The sequence below is a fragment of the Streptomyces sp. NPDC045470 genome (assembly GCF_040646595.1).
Classification (GTDB): domain Bacteria; phylum Actinomycetota; class Actinomycetes; order Streptomycetales; family Streptomycetaceae; genus Streptomyces.
Map to the genome: position 1 here is coordinate 409141 of NZ_JBEZAN010000006.1, position 18295 is coordinate 427435.

Genomic DNA, 18295 nt, shown 5'->3' on the forward strand with positions numbered 1-18295 from the left:
GAAGGGGGCCCGGCCGGTCTCCCCGTGCTGCTGATTCCCGCCGGGCCCCGAATCAACTGCCCGGCTCAGCCCCTGGCGTCGCGGATCATGTCGCGCAGGGACACTGCGTACAGCTGGTTCAGGTCGTAATCGTCCGTCCAGGGGACGGACCACCTGATGGGCGTACCCGGTTTCAACGCCCCTTCGAGCAGGGGTGCACACGCTCCACAGGGCTGACGTTCACTGTAAAGCTCGGTGATCTGCGTCGGCTTGAAGCCCCGTTCCGCCAGTTGGTCCAGAATATGGTTTTCCGAGTGGTAGCTGTTGCCCTTGCTGAATCCGACCACGATGTCACCGGTTTTGGGGTCGTTCCACCCCGGCACCCGCGCGGCCGCGACATTCCGTCCGGGCGTCACTCCGGTCCCGATCCTGCCCTGGTAAGCGGCGCGGCTCAGCGCATCGCTATTGTAGGCGATGATCCCTTCGCAGGAGTTCGGCCGGGAAGCGGCGAAGGCGACCGTACGAGAGCGTCTGGTGCAGGACTTGAGAAGGTCGTCGACGGCCTTGATCCCGGTGCCCAGGAGGACTTCCTCCGAGACGCCGAGGGCCCGCAGCCCCTTCCATGCGTCCGCGAATCCGATGCCGGTCCTGGCCGACGCGTCGAGGGCCCGAATTCCGTCGGCGAGGGCGCCCAGCGGCTTTCCGACGGGAGCGAACATGGCCAGTGCCCAGGCGCAACTGGACGAGCTGCCGTGCAGACACCTGACGAAATCACCGAGGATGACCTCGTAGAGCACCGTACCCAGCGCGTCACCGAAGAGGTTCTGCCAGCCCAGACGGAGAATGTCGCTGCCGCTGAAGTGATGGTTCCACTGGCTGGTCTGGTTCTTGAACGTCTGCCGGTCGACGTAGCGCCAGGCCTTTTTGGGGCAGCCCGCGGCGGTGGCGAGGGCGTTCGCGTCGGTGCACAGGTAGAAGTCGGCGACGACGTCCATGTGCAGCGTATAGGTCGCATTGCAGCCGACCAGGGGCGCGTTGGCCGGGCACTCGCCGATCTGGTCCGCGCTGATCAGCTTGGACGCGCTCTCGTCGATGACATAGAACACGCCACCGACACCGGTACCGGCCCCCGTGGAGACCTGCTTGTTGGCCTGCTTCCGTTCGGCCTCGTCCGCTGCGTCCTGGGCCGAGTCGGCATACCTCTGCGCGTCTTTGGCCGCTTCTTCGGCGGCGGTGGCGTCCGCGTCCGCGCGGTCGGCCGCCGCGCGGGCATCACGGGCGGCCTGTTCCGCCGCGTCGGCGGCCGCGTGGGCCGCTTCGGCGTCGAGGGCCGCCGCGTCCGCAGCGGCCCGGGCGCCCTTGGCGTAGCCCTCCGCCCGGCCCGCGGCCGCGTCGGCCGCGGCAGCGTCCACGGTGGCCTGCCGGTCGTACTCGATGGTACGGCTCAACGACTGCGCGGCCTTGGACGCCGCCGCGGCCGCTTCGGCAGCATGGCCGAGCGCCTCATTGGCGTAACCACGGGCCTCCGCCGCGTAATCGGCGGCCCGAGCGGCGCTCTGGTAAGCGGCCTTCGTGTCCGCGGCGGCCTTGTCGGCGAGGCTCTTGGCGAGCTCGGCTTCCTTCTTGGCGTTCTTGGCATGCGCCTCGGCCACCGCGGCCTGCTGCTCGGCGATGGTCTTCGACGCCTGCCCGGTGAGCACGACCAGCGGGGCAGCGGAGTCGGTGGTGGCGTAGCGCGAGCCCAGCTGGATGGCGTCGTTGGCCGGCTTGGCGACCTGTGCCGCCGCCTGGCGGGCGTCCGCGGCCGCCTGCGCGGTGGCATAGGCGAAGCCGGCGGCCTTCGCCGCTGCCGCCCGGGCCTTGACGGTCTCCTTCCCGGCCTCGTCGGCGTGGGCCTTGGCATCCTTGGCGTGCTGCTCGGCTGCCTCGGCGTCCTTGACCGCGGCGTTGGCCTCGGCAGCGGCGTGCTGGGACGCGGCGATGGCGTCAGCGGCGGCGCTGGTGGCCGTCCTGACCGCGGCATCGGCCTTCAGCTTGTCGGCCTGGGCCGCGTCGGAAGCGGCGCGGGACCGGCTCGCGGCGGCTTCGGCACGCGTGGCGGCGGCATCCGCGTCCGCGGCGGCCTGTGAAGCCGCATCGGCCTCGCCACGGGCCGACTTCGCTGCCGATTCGGCAGCGGTGGCCGCCCGATCCGCGTCATCGGCCGCCGCACGGGCCGCCTTGGCGTTGTCGTCGGCCTCGTGCGCGTCGGCGTACGCGCCCTTCGCGTCCGCCTTGGCACGGGCCGCGTCCGCCTTTTGTTCGGCGTCCCAGGCATCGTCCCGCTTGGCCTTGGCACTGTCGCGGGCCGACTCCGCCGCTTTACGCCGGTCGGCGGCAGTGGCGGCCGCGGTATCGGCCTGCTGCTTCGCCCCTTCCGCCGTGGACCGGTAATTCTCGGCGTTGCGCCGGTGCTGCGCGGCATCGGCCTTCTTGGCGTCCGCCTTTTCCTTCTCCGCCTTGGCCGTCTTCTCCTCGGCCTCCGCAAGCAGCCGCTTGGCGTGCGCATCGGCCGCCGCGGTCTTGGCGTCGGCCTCCGCCTTGAGCGTTTCCCGCAGCTTGGCTTCGGCGGTCTCCTTGTCCTTCTTCGCGTTGTCGCGGTGCTCCTTCGCGGAGGCCGCCGAGGCTTTGGCCTGCTGTTCGGCGTACTGTGCTGCCTGCTTACGGAATTCCGCCTTCGACTGCGCCGCCTGGGCCAGCGCGCGCTGCGCGATGGTCGCGCTGTCGGAGGCCGAAGCCCGCGTGGCCGACTCCGCTGTCTGCCCGGCGACGACCATCGCCTCCAGCGCCGCCGCCACCCCATGGGTGACCTGCGCCTTCTGCTGCGCGACCAGCAACCCGCGCCCGCGCGGCGCCCCATTGGTGTCGGCGATGGCGTGGGCGGCCTGCTCGGCGGTGTCGGAGACGGTGACCGCCCGCTTGGCCGCCGACGCCTGCTGCGTGAGCAGAATCAGTTGCGCCTTCGCCACCGCTCGTGCCTGACCCAGGCTCTTCTTGGCTTTGGCGAACTGCGCGGCGTCGGGCTTACTGGGCTCTTTGCTGCCGGCGCCACCGGGCGACCAGTACGACTGCCACCGGGCGACATGGTCGGCCACCCAGGAGTTGCCCAGCATATTGCCGAGAATCTTCGCCCCGGAGGCCAGCGCCGTCGTCGCCCCGGTGTTGGCGTCCAGAATCTGGTTGCGCTGTGCGGCCTGTGAGGCGATCTCCTGCTGCCACTCCTGGGCAGCGCTGCTCACCTCGTCGCCGAGCACCTTGCCCGGGTCGATCGGGTCGCGCCACGCGCAAGCGGCGAAGCGGGCTTTGAGATTCTCGACCGCGACGCGGAACTCGGCGCTGTCCGGCTGCGGAGCCGACTTCGGGAATCCGCCCGATTCCAGAAAGATCCGGGCGTTGTCGGCCCCCATCGGCTCGAACACGTCGTCCGTGAGAGATACGTACGCATCGTGTTCGGCGTTGGCCCGGTTCCACTCGTCGGGCGGCAGGCCGGTGTCCGGATCTTTGGAGTACAGCGGACCGCCGAGGTCGGTCACCGCCTTCTTGGTGGCGTCGTCGGCAGTGGGGGTGGGGTCCTTGTAGAACTCCTCCTCGTCCTTCCAGAACTGCCCTGCGTGCCACTGCCAGAGGCCGGTCTGGTAGTAGAAATTCTTCTTTCCGTCACCCGGAGAGCCGGGCGGCCAGTGGAAGCCGGTCTCGGTGAAACCGCCCGGCGTGTCCAGGCCGTCCAGAGGCGCCTTCCACCCCTGAACCAGGGCGTCGAGGGACTCCACCGCCTTGTCCGCGGCACTTTCGTCAGCGGCATACGCCCGGCCGAGGGGAGTGTCCTCCCAGTAATCGCGGTTGGCCAGCACCCGCAGTTTGTCCGGCGGCTGGTTGAGACCGTCCTGGGCTGCCGCGGCCATGGACGCCCCACCCAGCCGCAGCACGTCGTTCATCAGGCACTGGTCTTCGCGCAACTGCTCGGCCGAGGCAACGCTGAGCCGGCCGTAGGAGTCGGCGGCCTTGGCGGAGCGTCCCGCCTGCTTCGCCGTCAGGTCCTCCGGCTGAACAGCAAGACCGGCCAGCAGAGCCAGCGCGGTGACCGGGGTCAGCGCCGGAGCTAAACGGGCAAGTCTTCGCTTTCGGCGCTTGTCCGCCATACCTCTGAGAAACAACTCGACTCCTTCCACGCGGCCCTGGGCAGCGCGAAACATGCGTGTGACGGATCAGGTGAAACCCGCGCCTGCTGCCGAGGGTTGACGCCAGGGCGTCAGCAAATGGGATGGCCGCCCGGTTATGTCAACGGGCGTGTTCTTCGTCGGTAGGGCACGGGTTCTTCACAGTAGGCACGCTGGATGTGCATATGACAAGATCCGCGAGGCGGTCGGCCCCGGATCGTGATCGTTGTGGGATCACGGCCGTGATGTACGGACAGGGGGGTAGGCCAACGCCAGGGCCCGGAGAGGTACGAGGGACGTCGCGGCCGCCGCGCCCAACGACCTGCCCAACGATCTGGACAGCGCCACCTGACGCTTCACGGGACGACCTTGCACAGGTAGGCGCAACTGCTCTCCAGCGTCCACGTGTTCTGGAAGCCCTGAGTATGGCCGCCCGCGAGGAGGCGGCCGACGTGCTCGGTGGTGTGTCGGCGAGTGGCGTGTGCTGTTCAGGGGTATGGCGGGAAGCAGCGATGACGGGGGAGCGGGTCTCTTCCGGGGGTGCGAGGGGCCGTAGGGGTGCTTCGTGCGTCTGTCGGTCACGCATCTGACGGGGGGCGCGCCTGTGTGGCGCGTCGATGAGAGGGGCGCCGAACGCCATGCAGAGAACGTCTTTCCGTGGCTTCTTCCGTACCGGACTCGTGGTGTCGGCCGTCGCGGTGGCGTCGGTCATGCCGGGTACCGCGGCGAGTGCGGCCGTGCCGGCGGACGTGTCGCACGGCGTTCCGATGGGGGCGCGGACCCCTTCGGCGCGCGGCTGTGCCATCGTCTACTTCGATCTGGGCGAGACTCTGGTGCACACGGCCGCGGACTCCGGCATCCGCTATCTGCCGGGTGCCGCCGCGTACCTGCGCACGTTGCGGGAGCGGCACATCGAGGTCGGGCTGATCACCAACGTGCCGTCCTCGTGGGGCACCACGGATGCCGAGCGCGCTGCCGCCCTGAAGAAGGAGGTCGACGGCGCGTGGAAGGGGCCCGTCCCGTTCGCCTGGGAGGACTTCGGCGACCGGATCCTCACTCCGCGCACCGAGGCGGAGCGTAAGCCGGCACCCGCCCTCTGGAAGCGTGCCAAGGCCGCGGCGCACGGCTGTCGCCTCGTCTACGAGGGGGAGACTGCCGAGGAGACGTACGTGGCGGCTTCGCTCGGTTACGTTGCCTATCGGGTCGGACGGCCCTTCCGTCCCGCCTACCTCCCGGCCCGAGTGATCGAGTGCCTGACGTACGGCTCCCGTCGGCGCGCCTGAGCAGTTGTGTGCGCCTGCGCCCGTACGTACGCCCGCACTCCCGCGCCCCGAAGTGGGCGCGGGAGTGCGGGCGTCCTACACGGCGGCCTTGGGATGTGTGTCCGGCGCGCCGGACGCCGCGCCTCCCGGATGCCCTCGACGGGAGCCCGGCTCCTCCGCCGTCTCGGAACCCGGCCCTTCTGTCGCCTCGGGACCCGGTCCCTTTGCCGTCTCGGAATCCGGCTGCTCCGTCGTCTCCAGGACCGCACGCCCCTCCGTCGTCCCCTCCACACCGCGCCGCGTCCGCATGCTCCGCAGGACCAGTTGGAAGGCGCCGAGCAGCACCGCCGTCGCCAGGGCGCTGTGCCAGAGCAGGGCGTCCAGGTGGCCTGCGGAGAGGTAGGCGCCCACGGCGACGGCCGCCAGCGCGCACACCGCGCGGTCCACGATCGACTCGACCGACAGCAGCGTCGCCCGTGGGGCGCCGGCAGGTACGGCATCGTTGACCAGCTTGCGCTGGACGGGATAGGCGAAGCCGGCCGCGGCGGCGAACACGCAGAGGAGAGCGACGACCGTCCAGGGCCCGCCGAGGGTGATGCCCGCCAGGGTGCCCGCGAGGACGAGGCTGAGGACGGAGACCCAGGCCACCGGTGTCAGGCGGCGGCCCAGCCACTGGGGGCGGGCCGAGCCCACGGCCTCCGCCACCGTCATGGCGGCGAGTACCCCGCCGTGCGCGGACTCGCCGATGCCGTGGTCGAGCAGGATCGGCTGGAAGAGGTTGACCTGACAGATCCTGGACAGAGTGAACACGGCCACGCCCTGCACCATGACCAGCGCCAGCCACGGCGAGGAGACGACGCAGCGCAGTGCGGCCTTCGCGTCGCCCAGTGAGGTGTCGCGCCCGCCCCTCGGTGCCCGGGGCTTTCCGGTCCGGCCCGGCGAGGCCGTACCGCGTGCCTCGGCGGACGTTGCCGTTCGTGGCAGGGCGACGACACAGATCAGGGAACCCGCCGCGCTCAGGGCGCTCAGGAGGTACGGGGCCGGGTGGACGAGGACCATCAGCGGCCCGACCAGGGGCCAGCACAGGATCTTCGCGGCGAGTCCCAGGGCCCGGGCGGTCCCCTCCGCCTTGAGGTAGTGCTCCTCGCACCCCTCGGCGCGCAACCCGTCGTACAGGTACGCGCTGGCCGCGCCCGAGGTGAGGGAGCGGCCTGCGGCGATGGCGAGGAAGTGGACGAGGAAACCGGAGTACGAGGAACTGACCACCGGGGCGAGGTTCGCCGCGGTCATCACGACGGCGCCGGCCCGCAGGCAGTTGCGGGTACCGATGCGGTCGGCGATCAGTCCGGTCGGGATCTCGAAGAGGCAGAAGGCCACGTAGTAGATGCTCTGGATACCGAAGATCTGCCCGTCGGAGAGGCCGGCGTCCTTCTGGTAGGCGTAGAACACCGGCATCCACCACAGCAGGTTGAACAGTAGCTGGAAGCCGTAGTTGAGGCGGATGACACGGCGGGCGGTGCCGGTCGGGGGCGTGGCCGCGGGCCGTGCCGCGGAGCGCGGGGGGTGGGGGCTCACAGCGCGTAGGGGCGGATCTGGACCAGGCGGAAGTCGCCCTGGTCGGTCAGCAGCCACTCGATGTCCAGGGGGTCGTCCACCTCGGGGGCGCTGAAGTGGGACTGGAGCAGCCGGCCGGTCAGGGACAGGTCCGCCAGCCGGGCCCGTGCGGTGGCGGGCAGGCCCTCGCTCCAGGAGCCGAGGGCGACGGTGCGCCCGCCGCCCTCGACGGTGTTGTAGAGGTACTGCTGCGGCAGCACCTCGCCCTCGACGACCTGTTCGGGCGAGCCCGGCGAACAGTTGAGGTAGACGTTGCGGAAGTCCTCGCGCCGGGTGGGGTCGCAGGTCACCAGGACGCCGCCGAGCGCGGCGGGGACGTACTCCTGGATGATCACGCCCATGTAGGTGTCGTCCAGGGATATGCCGACCTGGTGGCGCAGCCGCACACTGCGCGGCGAGAGCAGGGAGGCCCACACCTGCCGCACGGCGTCCAGGAGTTCGCCGGTGCCGCGGACGGTGGTGACGGAGTCGTAGACGCCGGCCGCGGAGAAGCCCGGCAGGTCCTCGGCGTTGGAGGAGGAGCGTACGACGAGGCGGCCGCCGGCGGCGAGCGGGGCGGGGAGGGACCGGGTGATCTCCCCGGTGACGGAGTCGGGCATCGCGGTGTGCCGGATCAGGTGCTGGATCTCCAGGCAGAGCGAGTCGAGGACGCCCATGGCGTCGAGTTCGAGCGCCATCTTCAGCTTGCCGATGCCCTGCTGGAGCGCGGGGGAGGAGGTGAGGAACCGGTGCAGGAGGGAGAACGGCAGGGCCATGCCCTCGGGGGCCGCGACGGTGCCGGCCACGAAGGCGGACGCGGCCGCCCGGAGTTCGGTGGCGGAGGGCGCGTCCAGGCCGAGCCGGGCCGCGAGGTGCCCGTACAGGTTCTTACGGGGCGGGCGGGGGCGGCCGTAGAACGCGGTGAGGTCGGCCGTGCGGCTGTCGAGCACGTGGTGCAGCTCTCCGAGGCTGGCCGCCTTGGTGCCGTAGCGGTCCCGGTCGGCGCTGCGCAGCCGGTGCAGGGAGAGGACGGGCGCGTCCTCCAGGAGCGGTGGTTCCAGGCGGATGCGCTGCTGGTGCCAGGCCGGGGCCCGCAGCTCGGGGGCCTGCTCCAGCCGCTCCAGGGTGATCTCGTCCTCGCGGACCCGGTAGCTGACCCAGGCCCCGTCCAGACCGTCCCTCTCGACGAGCTGGTCCAGGTCGCGGACGATCGCGTTGGGGATGCCCCATCCGGAGGCGAGGACGTTGGTGTGGGACAGCGGGGTGATGGGCGCGGTGTTGATGAATCCGGCCACCCGCTGCACGCCGTCCGGCAGGCAGGGCATGGCGACGATGTCCGACCAGCCGAGTCCGCCGGCCGCCGCCTCGTACTCCGCCACGGTCTCGAAGCAGCGCAGCCGGCCGGTGGCTTCCCCGGCGTTGAGCGGCACTCGGACCTTGGAGCCGAAGAGCTGGTGGCCGAGGATGCGCGGCACCCGTTGCTCACTGACCGAGGCCAGTGCCTCCTCCTGACCGTGGTTGGCGGGCTTGAGCAGGAGCGGCAGCCTGCCGTCGACGCGCTCCCGGACGAAGCTGTAGAAGAACTCCAGCAACTCCCCGTGCATGGTGTCGGCCTCGGTGGTCTCCAGCACGAGGAAGGTGCCTTCGCGGCCCTCCCGGCCTTCCCGGTCCTCGTCGGTGTGCAGGGACAGCACTCCGAGCAGGAAGCGGCGCTCGGGGTCCATGTAGACGGACGCGTTGAACTCGTCGAGCCGGGCGTCGAGTTCGGAGAGGTCCATGCCGAGGACACGGGTGGCGATGTAGTTCACGTGGAAGGGGTGGGCGGCCGTGTCGAGCAGGTGCCAGGTGGCCTCGGCGCGGTCGACGACGACCTTCAGGTACGGGTGGCCTGCCAGGACCCCGGACAGCGTACGGAACAGCGGCAGCGAGAGGTTCTCCCCGACGACCGTGCGGTCGGTCGCGGGATCCGCGACGCTGACGGGGAGCGGAGTGGTGGTCATACGGCGACCTCCTCGGACGGTACGGCCGGCCGGACGCGCGGGCGGGTGGGGGATGGCAACGGAGTGGCCGTGGACGTGACCGTGGCCGGGGGCCGGGCGGCCGGAGCCTCGGACCGCGGCGCGGCGGGTACGGCGGGCGGCAGCACGTCGGGCAGCGCGTCCACCAGAGCCGTGAAGTCGCGCAGCACGGTGCGCGCGTCGGCGGCGGAGAGCAGGCACAGGGCCGCCATCGTGTTGGCGCCGCCGGCGGGGTCGTAGACCGGTACGGTGCTGCCGTCGGGCAGGGAACTCTCCGGTACCACCGAGAGCGTGCTGCCCGCGCTCAGCGCGACGGCCTCCTGCACCACGGAGAAGTCCCACCGCCTGCGGTCCCGCCAGGCCGCGCCGCGGCCGTCCACCGCGAGCACGACTAGGGAGCCCGCGGCGCCCCGCGCCTGCTCCGGGCCGAGGACCCGCTCGGGCCAGGCGACCGGACGGCCCAGAAGATGGTCCACGAGCATGCCGACGACGTCGAGCCCGAACACCTCCTCGATCTGCGGGACGGTCATCGCGCCGCCGAACCGGGCGGCCGTCTCGATCAGCCACATGCGCCCGTCGGCGCCGAGCTTGATCTCGGTGTGCGTGCCGCAGTCGCGCAGGCCGAGGGCGTCGACGGCCTCCCGGGCGAGGGCGACGACGCGGTCCTGGAGGTCCGCGGGAAGCGACGCGGGGGTGATGCCGGCGCGCTCGGTGAACGGCTGCACCGTCGGCATCCGGCCGCTGACGCAGACCGGCCGGAAGACGCCGCCGGTCACCACGCCCTCGACGCTGACGTAGTCGCCCCAGCCGGGCTCGTCGAACCAGCCCGCGGTGTCGCCGGTCACGATCTCCTCGACCACGAAGTGTCCGGCTGCCTCGGCCACATGGAGTTCGGCGAAGCCCAGCCGGGCGGACAGGGCCATGGTCTCGCGCGAGCGCCGCCAGGCGGCGTCGGCCTCCTGCGGGGAGCCGATGATCTGATGGGCGGTGGAACCGGCGCTCCAGGCCGCCTTCAGCAGCAGGGGAGCGGTCAGGGCGGCGACGGCCTCGTGGAGGTCCGCCTGGGTGGCTACGGGGCGGAACGCGGGCTGCGGCAGACCGTGCCGGTGCCAGGTGTGCCGCATCATCCGCTTGTCGCGGGCGAGCGCGGCGGCGTCTCCCGCCCCGGCGAGACCGAGCGCCTCACACGCCTCGGCGACGGCAACGACCGCGTACTCGGAGAAGGTGAGAACCGCGTCCGCGCCGACGGCTTCGGCTCGCGCGACGATCAACGAGACCAGGTCGGACCGCTCCGCGTCGGTGGGCAGCACGACCGAGGCGCACAGCCGCTCCGCGGACGCGGCGACCGACGGCGGAAGCGCGCTGAGCGCCAGCAGGTGCACGTCCGCCCGTGCGGCTGCCCGGGACAGGACATGGCCGAGCGGCGGACCACCCTTGGCGTGCACCAACAGCACCGTGCTCACGGAAATTCGTCTCCCATCGCTTGTTCTGTTCGCTCGTCCGTCCGGAGGCGTCGGGCCGGGACCCGGACACGGTGACGCAACCCGCGTAGAACACGGCGGGTAACCGGTGACACACACAAGGGAAACAGAAGGCGAGTGCCGGAAATGCCACCGGAGGCGGGCGCCAATCAGGCAAATGCCAAAGTCGTGGACATCGTTGGAGGGCGGACGAACGGTGGGGATCACCTGAGGCAAGCCGCCCCGGCGACGCGCTCACGTATCGCAGTCGGCCGATAACCGAGCATGGCCGGACTCCGCACGGGATAGGCATCGCCATGTCACTTCCCGCCACCCGGCGGGGACATGGACGGAAAGGCCGCCGTGGACGATCCCGGTCTCAGAGCACTGCTGGAGCGCCTCCCCGTGTCCTGGTGGGAGGCCGACGAGCAGGGGCGCGTCGAGGAGCAGGGCGGCGGGGCCTTCGCCGACCTGCCCACCGCGCAGCGCTTCCTGGACCGCGTGCGCCAAGAGCTGTCCGCTCCGGGGACCGCTCTCCAGGACGACCACCACCTGGTCCGGTTCGACGGCCGGACCTTCGACGTGAGACGGCCCCAGGACGGGAGCCCGGGCTGGACGCGCGGGTTCGCGATGGAGGCCGGCACGCTGCCCGCGGGCGGCCGGCCGTACGCCGCTTTCGCGGACTTCGCCGACTTCGCACCGGCCGCGGCCTTCCTCCGCGACCGCGACGGCCGCTACTTATGGGCCAACCACGCCTACGCGCATCTCTACGGCACCACACCGGAGCGGGTCGTCGGCAGCCGTATCGAGGACCTCGACACCCCCTCCGACGCCGCCCAGTTCCGGGCCCTGGACCAGGAGATCCTCAGCCGCGGCAAGCCGGTCCGCCACCACCTGCGCTATCACCGTTCGGACGGCAGCACAGGACAGGCGGCCGGCCACCGCTTCCCGGCCCAGGAGAACGGCCGTACCTGTGTGGCCGGGATCTATGTCGACATCACCGACCACGTCCGCGCGACGAGCCAGCGCCAGGAGGCCGAGGAGAATCTGCGCGCGCTGCGGGATCACAGCGGCCTGCCCTGCGCGCTGCTCTCGGTCGGCGGCCGTATCGAACAGGCGGGTACGGCCGCCGCCGAACTGTTCCGGACACGCCTGTCCGACCTCGTCGGCCGCCGCGCGCACACTCTGCTCGCCGCCACGCCCGACCTCCGCCCCCTGCGTCGCGCCTGGGAGGGGCTGATCACCCGCCGCATCAGGCGGGCGGAGACCTCCGCCGTACTCCTGGACGCCGAGGGGCGCCAGCGCCGCGCACAGCTCCACCTGTCCACGGTGAGCGGGCCCGTCGGCCGTGTCGCGCACGTGTGGGCCGTCGTCACCGACCAGAGCATCGCCCACGAGGCCCACCCGCCGCTCACCGCCGCGCAGATCCGCATACTGTCCCTCCTCGCCGGCGGCCGCACCAACGGCGAGATCGCCACCTCGCTGAAGCTCTCCCGGCAGGCGGTCGACTACCACCTCAGCCGGCTCCGGGACCTGCTGGACGCCGAAACCAGGCCCGCCCTCGTCGCCCGTGCCTACGTCCTCGGCATCCTCGCCCCCCGCGCCTGGCCACCGCGCCCGGCCGCGACCCACGGCCCGCTCAGCTCACGCTGAGAGCCACGGGCCGCGCCCGCGGCCGCGGGCCGGCCACGGGAGGCAGCGAAGCCGGCGACTTGCCGGCATCGCGTCAGGCCCGCGCCGGCTCCTCGACGCCCGCCCAGGCCGGCAAAGGGGAACCCCGCCACGGTCACCTACCGCGTCCTCCGCCAGAAGCGCGCTGCAAACTGACGAAGGTGTCGGCCGTCAAGACCCGTACGCAGGCAATCAACCAGCTCAAGGCCGTCCCCATTACTGCTGATCTCGCCTTGCGGGAAGAACTGGCCGGACTGGGCAATGCCGGACTCTTCCGGGACCTCTGTCTGGTTCGCCGACGTGAGCGGTGCGGAGCAGGTGCCGTCGCCTTGGCCGCAACCGCCATCGGCGCAGCCCGCACTCGCCGGGCCGAGCAGCCCGCGACCGCGCCGGAAACCGCCGGACCGTACCCGGGCCGAGCGATGCCCCGAGCTGGCAGGAGGGCATGTGCGTTGAACGGGCTGACGTCCAGGGCGGTATCCGCGCCGGCCTGCCCTTGCGCCGAGGCGGCCCGCTCGTGCTGCGGTCTTCGCGGACTCTTGCCTCACCCTCCGGCAAACCGACTCACGGTCACCCTGCAAGCCGTAAAGGGGCGCGTCGTTCGGCACAGGGAACGCCGGTGGGCGACGCGACCTCTTCGATGGTGCGGGTGCTTGCGCCCGCACGGATTCTCGCGTGGGAGGGCGGGGGGCCGCTGTGCGTCGCAGCAGCGGGTGTTCGGCGCGGCATCGACGGAGCGCCTCCCGGCCATGGCGGCAGGGTGCGCGCTGCTGTATCTGGCCTGGCGGGACGAACGCGATCGGGTGCTGTGGTGGGCGGTGAGCGACGGGCGGGTGGAGCGGGCCGCGCGCGGTACACCGGAGCCCGCTCCGGCCACGCCCCCGCACGGCACCATACGGCGCGCGCTTTCCGAGGACGCCGCCCGCCGGTGGTCGCAGCCGGTCGCCGTACCTGTCCGCCCGCTGCGCGGGATCGCCTTCGCTTCACTCAGAGACTCAGAGAACCGTCCATGGCCGTTTGCGGCCCCATGTGGCCGCGTGTGGCGATGACGATACGGCGCGAACCTGGTCCTGAGCGGTGTCTTTGCGCCAGTTCGGATGGGTGATCTGGTGGGACCGTACGGGCTGGGTCAGGCTACGACCGCACTGATCGCCTTGTCTGCCGCCCCAGAGGGGAACCATCGTGCGTACTCGGTACCGTTTCGCGGCTGTCGCAGCTTCCGTTGCACTGGCGGGTGGCGGCCTGCTGGGCATGGCCCCCCATGCCTCCGCCGCCCCCGCAGCACTCTCCTGCAGCACACCCTCGTACTTGGTCGGAAGCGGAGGGCACCACGGTGCCTCCATCCGGTGCACCGGTTCGTCCTTCACCGGATACATCGACTGCTACAAGGCGAATTACGGCACCTACCGGCACTTCGGCAACCGCGTGCCGTCCGGTGGAACGTCGACCACCTGGTGCGACCTGAACGCGAAGGTGGTCGCGGCGGGGGCCACGCCCTCCTGACACGCCGCCTGACCTCCTGTCCCCGGCGCTGCTGCGGCCGGGGACAGGCAGGCCCTTCTCCGCCGGTCCCCGCGCACTGCCGCTGCGGGGGTCAGGTGCCGGAAGCGGCGGGCCCGTTGCTGCGTGTGGTGTGGCGTCGGCGGCGCACCACGGCGGCCGCCGCTACGGCCGTACCGAGGAGCGTCCCGGCGAGGAGGCCGCCGTACGGCACGCTGCCGAGAAGCCCGTAGTCGTGCCACAGCCAGAACAGCATGGCCGTGACCACTCCCGCGGCCGTGAACCGCGCGCTTCGCCCGCGCCGTGCCAGCGCGGCGAACAGGAAGACCGCCAACACGGCCAGGGGTGCCAGAGCTTCCAGCCCCCACAGCGTCTGGGTGGCCCACGTCATCTCCCCGAGGGAGCCTGTGGCCCAGGCCAGCGTATGGGTGAGGAAACTCGCCACGGCCACGGCCGCGATCGCTGTCCGGTCGCGGACACGGACGGGTGGCAGGTCCTTCGGGCAGCACAGCAGGATCAGGGTGATCAGTACGGGACAGAGGATGTCCGAGGTGGCGAGCAGCGGGCGGTTCAGGTACCGGAAGTAGATGAGGTAGTCCGCCTCGAACACCCAGGTGGCCACGGGCAGGGCCACCACACCGAACATGGCGAGCATCCTTGCCGGCGCCCACCGTCCTGCGGCCCCGCACAGCAGTGCCAGCGCACAGGCCAGCGTGCCGCACTCATGGACGAGCCACACCACCCGGTCCGCCGTCTGCCCTCCGTCCGCCCAGTACTGCGCTGTCCAGCCGTCTGCCCACAGCGTGCTGTTGCCCAGCAATCCGAACAGGGCGGGGGCGCACACGACGGCCAGGACGTAGGGAGCGGCGGCGGCCAGAAAGCGCCCGGGGCCGTCCGCGGAGGTCAGACACAGGTGCACCCGAAGTGCGTGCCGGACCATGTCGGCCGCTTCTCGCAGGCGCACCAGACGCCCGGCGTCCCGGATCACGTCGGCATGGATGGCGGCGATCTCCGGCCCGTGCTCGCGGCGGTAGGACGCCGGGTACAGGCGCAAGAGCCGTGTGGTACGGGCCTGTTCAGGCGCCTCGGTCATGCGGTGGCCCCCTTCGGGCCGGGCCGGTGGACGGCGAGCCGGCGCTCGGCCTCGACGGCGGTGGCGCGCAGACGCTCGGCTTCGGCGGCCAGCGTGGCGCGGCCCTGCGGTGTCAGGGCATAGGTGCGACGGGCCCGTCCGCTGACGGTCTCCTCGCTGTGAACCTGGATCTGTCCGTCTTCGAGCAGGCGTTGCAGGGCGCTGTAGAGGGTGCCGGTTCGCAGTGTCACACGCCCGTCCGACATCTTCTTGACCTCCTGGGTGATCGCGTAGCCGTGGCGGGGCCGGTCCGCCACGGCGCACAGGATCAGCGAGGTCGGTTCCTGCAGAGATCTTCTAGTCACGTCCTCACCATAGGTCGCCCATCGGCATATGTCGACCAGTCACCTATGGCGCCTTGGAATCTGCGTCGGTCTGTTCAGCGTTTTGCTGCGCCCCGCCCGAGGCCGACCGCGCCCCGGCGGGCCTGCACCTCGGGGGCGCCCGGGCCCTCGCCGGTCGCGAACTGCACTCTCCCGACCTGCGGCCCCGGCGGCCGTTGGCGCCGGGGACACGGCGGTGGCCGCGTACACGAGTACCGCAGCGCCGATACACGAGATCAACACCCGCTGCGTTCAGGCCTCTTCCGGCCGAGGAGAAGCTGGTTCTGGGGAGGCGTACGTCGGGTCCGGCTACGTGGTGGTACATGAGTCAGGGGAAGCTCTCTCGATGAGGCAGTTTCGTCGGCGCGCGCGTACTGGCTTACGGAGCTGGGTCGGGCACACAAACATCAAGACGACCATGAGGCGGTATGCCGGGCCGGACGTAGAGGGCCTCCACGGAGCCGCCGCCTCAGGGGACGGCCTGCACGGGGGCGAGAGGAGTCGAGCCGAACTCGGAGTCCGGCTACCGCTTGCGGACCGACAGCCATGAACGGGAGAGCCAGTCCGGCCGCGGCCAAGTCTCCTACCAGGCGCGCGCTCCCATTGCCGACGCGGTCACGCGTACACGCCAGTGAACGGATACCTGGCGGTTCGAGTGTTCCGTCAGTGTCCCGACCCGCTGTCGCAGGAGAGTCAAGACCGCTAGGTTCACCCTGGCGATATGACATCCCGCGACAGATGAGAGGGTCAGGCGGGTGAGTGAGACGACGGTGAAGACCCTGCAATTCCGCTCTGACGGCCCGGAAGACGCGCCTTGTCTGGTTTTGGGGGCGGCGCTCGGGGCGACCTGGCACAGGTAGGCAAATCCGTCTCAGGACGTCCAGCCAGTCCAATGCGAACACCTATGTCCAGTTCGGCCCCGTTGAGTTGGAAGGTGTCCATGGGGTTGGTGACTTTTCGGTGACACGAAGATGTCCCGCCGGTGATCCGGCGGGACATCTTCGTGTGACTGGGTAAGGGTGTCAGCAGCCCGCTTCGTGGGCGCTCCGTTGTACTCGGGCTCGCCGCTATCGAGTACCCGGAGCACGGACACGGTGAGGACGCATGTGCTGCGGCTGATGCGGAGTGTGCGGCACGGAAACTGCCCCTGGCAGAGCAGGTGGTAGCCCTTTGCTCGTGAGCATCCGAACTCCTTGGGTGCTTCCGCCACGCAGCCGGTCGCGGGCGGATCGACTTGCTGGAGCTCGACGAGAACGGTGCCCCCGTGATCGTCGAGTACAAGTGTGGCACCTGCGCGGGCGTGATCAACCAGGGTCTCTACTACATGGGGCTCCACCGCTACCCTGCTTCGTGCTTTAGCAAGGGGCGTCCACCCTGTCGGTGGAGGAGAACACGATGCTGGGCGTTGAGGGTCGTGACGGCACCGATGTCTCGTCCGCTGCCGCCGGTATCGCGGCTGGTTCAGCCGCGCAGTTGGCTGTCTCGCGTTGGAACGCAGGCCACCCGCGCATTTGCTCGCGCGGACGTGCGATTCATTGGGGCGCGCGATCCTGGGGGCGTGAGCGCTGCCCAGCTTCAATGTATCCGTCACAGGGAGAGTTTTCTGTTACTGCGGGCCTGTGGCTGGGAAGGAAAACGGTGAACACCGCCGCAGCTCCGGGAGCTGACTCCTGACATCTCTGGACCGAAGTGTCCTGACCATCCTGCGTCGTTCATGGGGCCAGGCGGTGCGCTCAGACGTTGGTTCGGGCAGCGTGTCCAGAGCACTGCTCTGCGCGGCGTACGCGCACTGTCTCACTGATGACCGCTCGTCCGGACCAGCGGCATTGCTGACAGGGTGACACTACCGACGGGGGTGAATCAACGATCAATTCACCAGAACCTGCCCGCTCTATGGGCCCTTCTTTGGGCGCTACGGAGGCAGTGCTCGGGGTGGATACGCATCGCGACTTTCACGTTGCGGCTGTGCTGTCCATGTCTGGAAGAACTCTGGGTATCGAGCGCTTTCCCGCCACTGTGGACGGGTATCGGCGACTGTTCGCGTGGGCGTGCCAGTGGGGCGGCATCCGGTGCGCCGGAGTGGAGTCGTCTGGTACGTACGGCGCTGCTCTTTCGCGATATCTCCTGTCGCAGGGCATCGAGGTCGTTGAGGTTCCGGGCCCTGGGCGTTCGGCCCGCTGCCGACGGAGCAAGTCGGACCGAGCTGACGCGGAGGCCGCCGCCCGTGCCGTGCTGAGCGGTCGGGCGCACTCGCCAGTGAAGTCCGGAAGCGGGCCCGCTGAGACCGCGCGCATCTACATCGTGGCCAAAGACTCTGCAGTGAAGGCTCAGCGGCAGGCAGCGAACCAGCTCAAGGCAATCTTGGTCACCGCCGATCCGGCCTTGCGTGAAGAGTTGGCTACGTTGTCCCGCCGTGCGCTTGTCCGCGCGTGCTTGGAGTTGAGTGAGAGCGACGGCGGAGTGGACTCGGTGGTGCGGGCGACGCGATTCACGTTACGTGTGCTGGCTGAGCGCATCGAGCAGCTGAGGGCGCAGGCTAGAGTGCTGGAGTGTCGACTGGCGGACCTGATCCGGTGCCATCATCCTAGGCTTGTTGACGCTGTGGGCATCGGGCCGCATAGTGCTGCTGTGTTGCTGACCGTCATGGGTGATAACAGTGACCGGCTGCGTGGTGAGGCGTCGTTTGCCGCGTTGTGCGGGGCAAGCCCGGTTGAGTACTCGTCTGGGAACAGGCAGCATTGTCGGCTCAATCGCGGCGGGAATCGGCAGGCGAATGCTGCGCTGCATCGCATCGTGTTGAGCAGGCTGCGCTGGGATGCTCGTACGCGGGCGTATTACGAGCGGCGCGTGACGGAGGGCAAGACGCGGCGTGAGGTCATCCGGTGTTTGAAGCGCTACGTGGCCCGCGAGGTCTACCGGCTGGTTCAGGAGGACCGCCGAAGCCTGAGTTGCACACCGGCTTTGATTTCCGCAGTACCGCGCTGAACTTCAGCGCCGTCCGCTGGGCGGACGGGCCGCCGGTGAGGCGCATCCGACCACGGCAGCAGAAGCTGCCGCCCGTGCTGTTCCTAGGAGTTGTCTTCAAATGTCAGGCCCACATCAGGAGCGATGCGAGGGTGACGGCTGCCTGGTAGGACTCGGCGGTCTTGTCGTAGCGGGTG

General features: G+C 70.3%; 10 protein-coding genes and 1 pseudogene. 5 read left to right on the forward strand and 6 right to left on the reverse strand.

The genetic code is table 11. The annotated features are described in order from the left end of the window. Positions 1-65: 65 nt before the first annotated feature. Positions 66-4172 carry a nucleic acid/nucleotide deaminase domain-containing protein gene (locus AB0A97_RS20960; protein ID WP_361151904.1) on the reverse strand — a complete coding sequence of 1369 codons (4107 nt, stop codon included), beginning with the start codon at positions 4170-4172 and terminating at the stop codon, positions 66-68. 641 nt (positions 4173-4813) lie between these two features. Here AB0A97_RS20960 and AB0A97_RS20965 point away from each other — a divergent pair. After that, positions 4814-5458 carry a hypothetical protein gene (locus AB0A97_RS20965; protein ID WP_361151907.1) on the forward strand — a complete coding sequence of 215 codons (645 nt, stop codon included), beginning with the start codon at positions 4814-4816 and terminating at the stop codon, positions 5456-5458. A gap of 75 nt (positions 5459-5533) precedes the next feature. Here the strand turns inward: AB0A97_RS20965 and AB0A97_RS20970 are convergent, their stop codons facing one another. From AB0A97_RS20970 to AB0A97_RS20980, 3 genes are read right to left on the reverse strand one after another with little or no spacing between them, the layout of a single operon-like run. Next, positions 5534-7012 carry an MFS transporter gene (locus AB0A97_RS20970; RefSeq protein WP_361151911.1) on the reverse strand — a complete coding sequence of 493 codons (1479 nt, stop codon included), beginning with the start codon at positions 7010-7012 and terminating at the stop codon, positions 5534-5536. Further along, complete coding sequence (locus tag AB0A97_RS20975) at positions 7009-9030, reverse strand: PEP/pyruvate-binding domain-containing protein (protein WP_361151914.1); 2022 nt, start codon at positions 9028-9030, stop codon at positions 7009-7011. Before AB0A97_RS20975 ends, AB0A97_RS20970 begins: the two co-directional genes overlap by 4 nt. Next, the gene (locus AB0A97_RS20980) at positions 9027-10511 is read right to left on the reverse strand and encodes an ATP-grasp domain-containing protein (RefSeq protein WP_361151917.1); all 1485 of its coding nucleotides are present in this window, start codon (positions 10509-10511) and stop codon (positions 9027-9029) included. Before AB0A97_RS20980 ends, AB0A97_RS20975 begins: the two co-directional genes overlap by 4 nt. Before the next feature lie 360 nt (positions 10512-10871). On the opposite strand from AB0A97_RS20980, the gene AB0A97_RS20985 reads away from it, so the two are divergent. Further along, positions 10872-12161, forward strand: coding sequence for a PAS domain S-box protein (locus AB0A97_RS20985; RefSeq protein WP_361151919.1), 1290 nt, complete (start codon positions 10872-10874; stop codon positions 12159-12161). A gap of 1326 nt (positions 12162-13487) precedes the next feature. Then, positions 13488-13682, forward strand: coding sequence for a hypothetical protein (locus AB0A97_RS20990; RefSeq protein WP_361151922.1), 195 nt, complete (start codon positions 13488-13490; stop codon positions 13680-13682). 91 nt (positions 13683-13773) lie between these two features. Here AB0A97_RS20990 and AB0A97_RS20995 read toward each other — a convergent pair whose 3' ends face one another. Next, the gene (locus tag AB0A97_RS20995; protein WP_361151924.1) at positions 13774-14772 is read right to left on the reverse strand and encodes a hypothetical protein; all 999 of its coding nucleotides are present in this window, start codon (positions 14770-14772) and stop codon (positions 13774-13776) included. Further along, positions 14769-15116 carry a PadR family transcriptional regulator gene (locus tag AB0A97_RS21000; protein WP_361151926.1) on the reverse strand — a complete coding sequence of 116 codons (348 nt, stop codon included), beginning with the start codon at positions 15114-15116 and terminating at the stop codon, positions 14769-14771. Before AB0A97_RS21000 ends, AB0A97_RS20995 begins: the two co-directional genes overlap by 4 nt. A gap of 1246 nt (positions 15117-16362) precedes the next feature. Between AB0A97_RS21000 and AB0A97_RS21005 the strand changes: the two are divergent. Then, positions 16363-16461: pseudogene (locus AB0A97_RS21005) on the forward strand (transporter); the annotation flags it as partial. Positions 16462-17027: 566 nt separating this feature from the next. Further along, positions 17028-18119 carry an IS110 family transposase gene (locus AB0A97_RS21010; RefSeq protein ID WP_361151928.1) on the forward strand — a complete coding sequence of 364 codons (1092 nt, stop codon included), beginning with the start codon at positions 17028-17030 and terminating at the stop codon, positions 18117-18119. Positions 18120-18295 lie beyond the last annotated feature (176 nt).

Coding starts and splice junctions, on each gene's coding strand:
- AB0A97_RS20975 (WP_361151914.1), bottom strand. CDS start 9,030: ATGACCACCACTCCGCTCCCCGTCAGCGTCGCGGATCCCGCGACCGAC.
- AB0A97_RS20965 (WP_361151907.1), top strand. CDS start 4,814: ATGCAGAGAACGTCTTTCCGTGGCTTCTTCCGTACCGGACTCGTGGTG.
- AB0A97_RS21010 (WP_361151928.1), top strand. CDS start 17,028: ATGGGCCCTTCTTTGGGCGCTACGGAGGCAGTGCTCGGGGTGGATACG.
- AB0A97_RS20995 (WP_361151924.1), bottom strand. CDS start 14,772: ATGACCGAGGCGCCTGAACAGGCCCGTACCACACGGCTCTTGCGCCTG.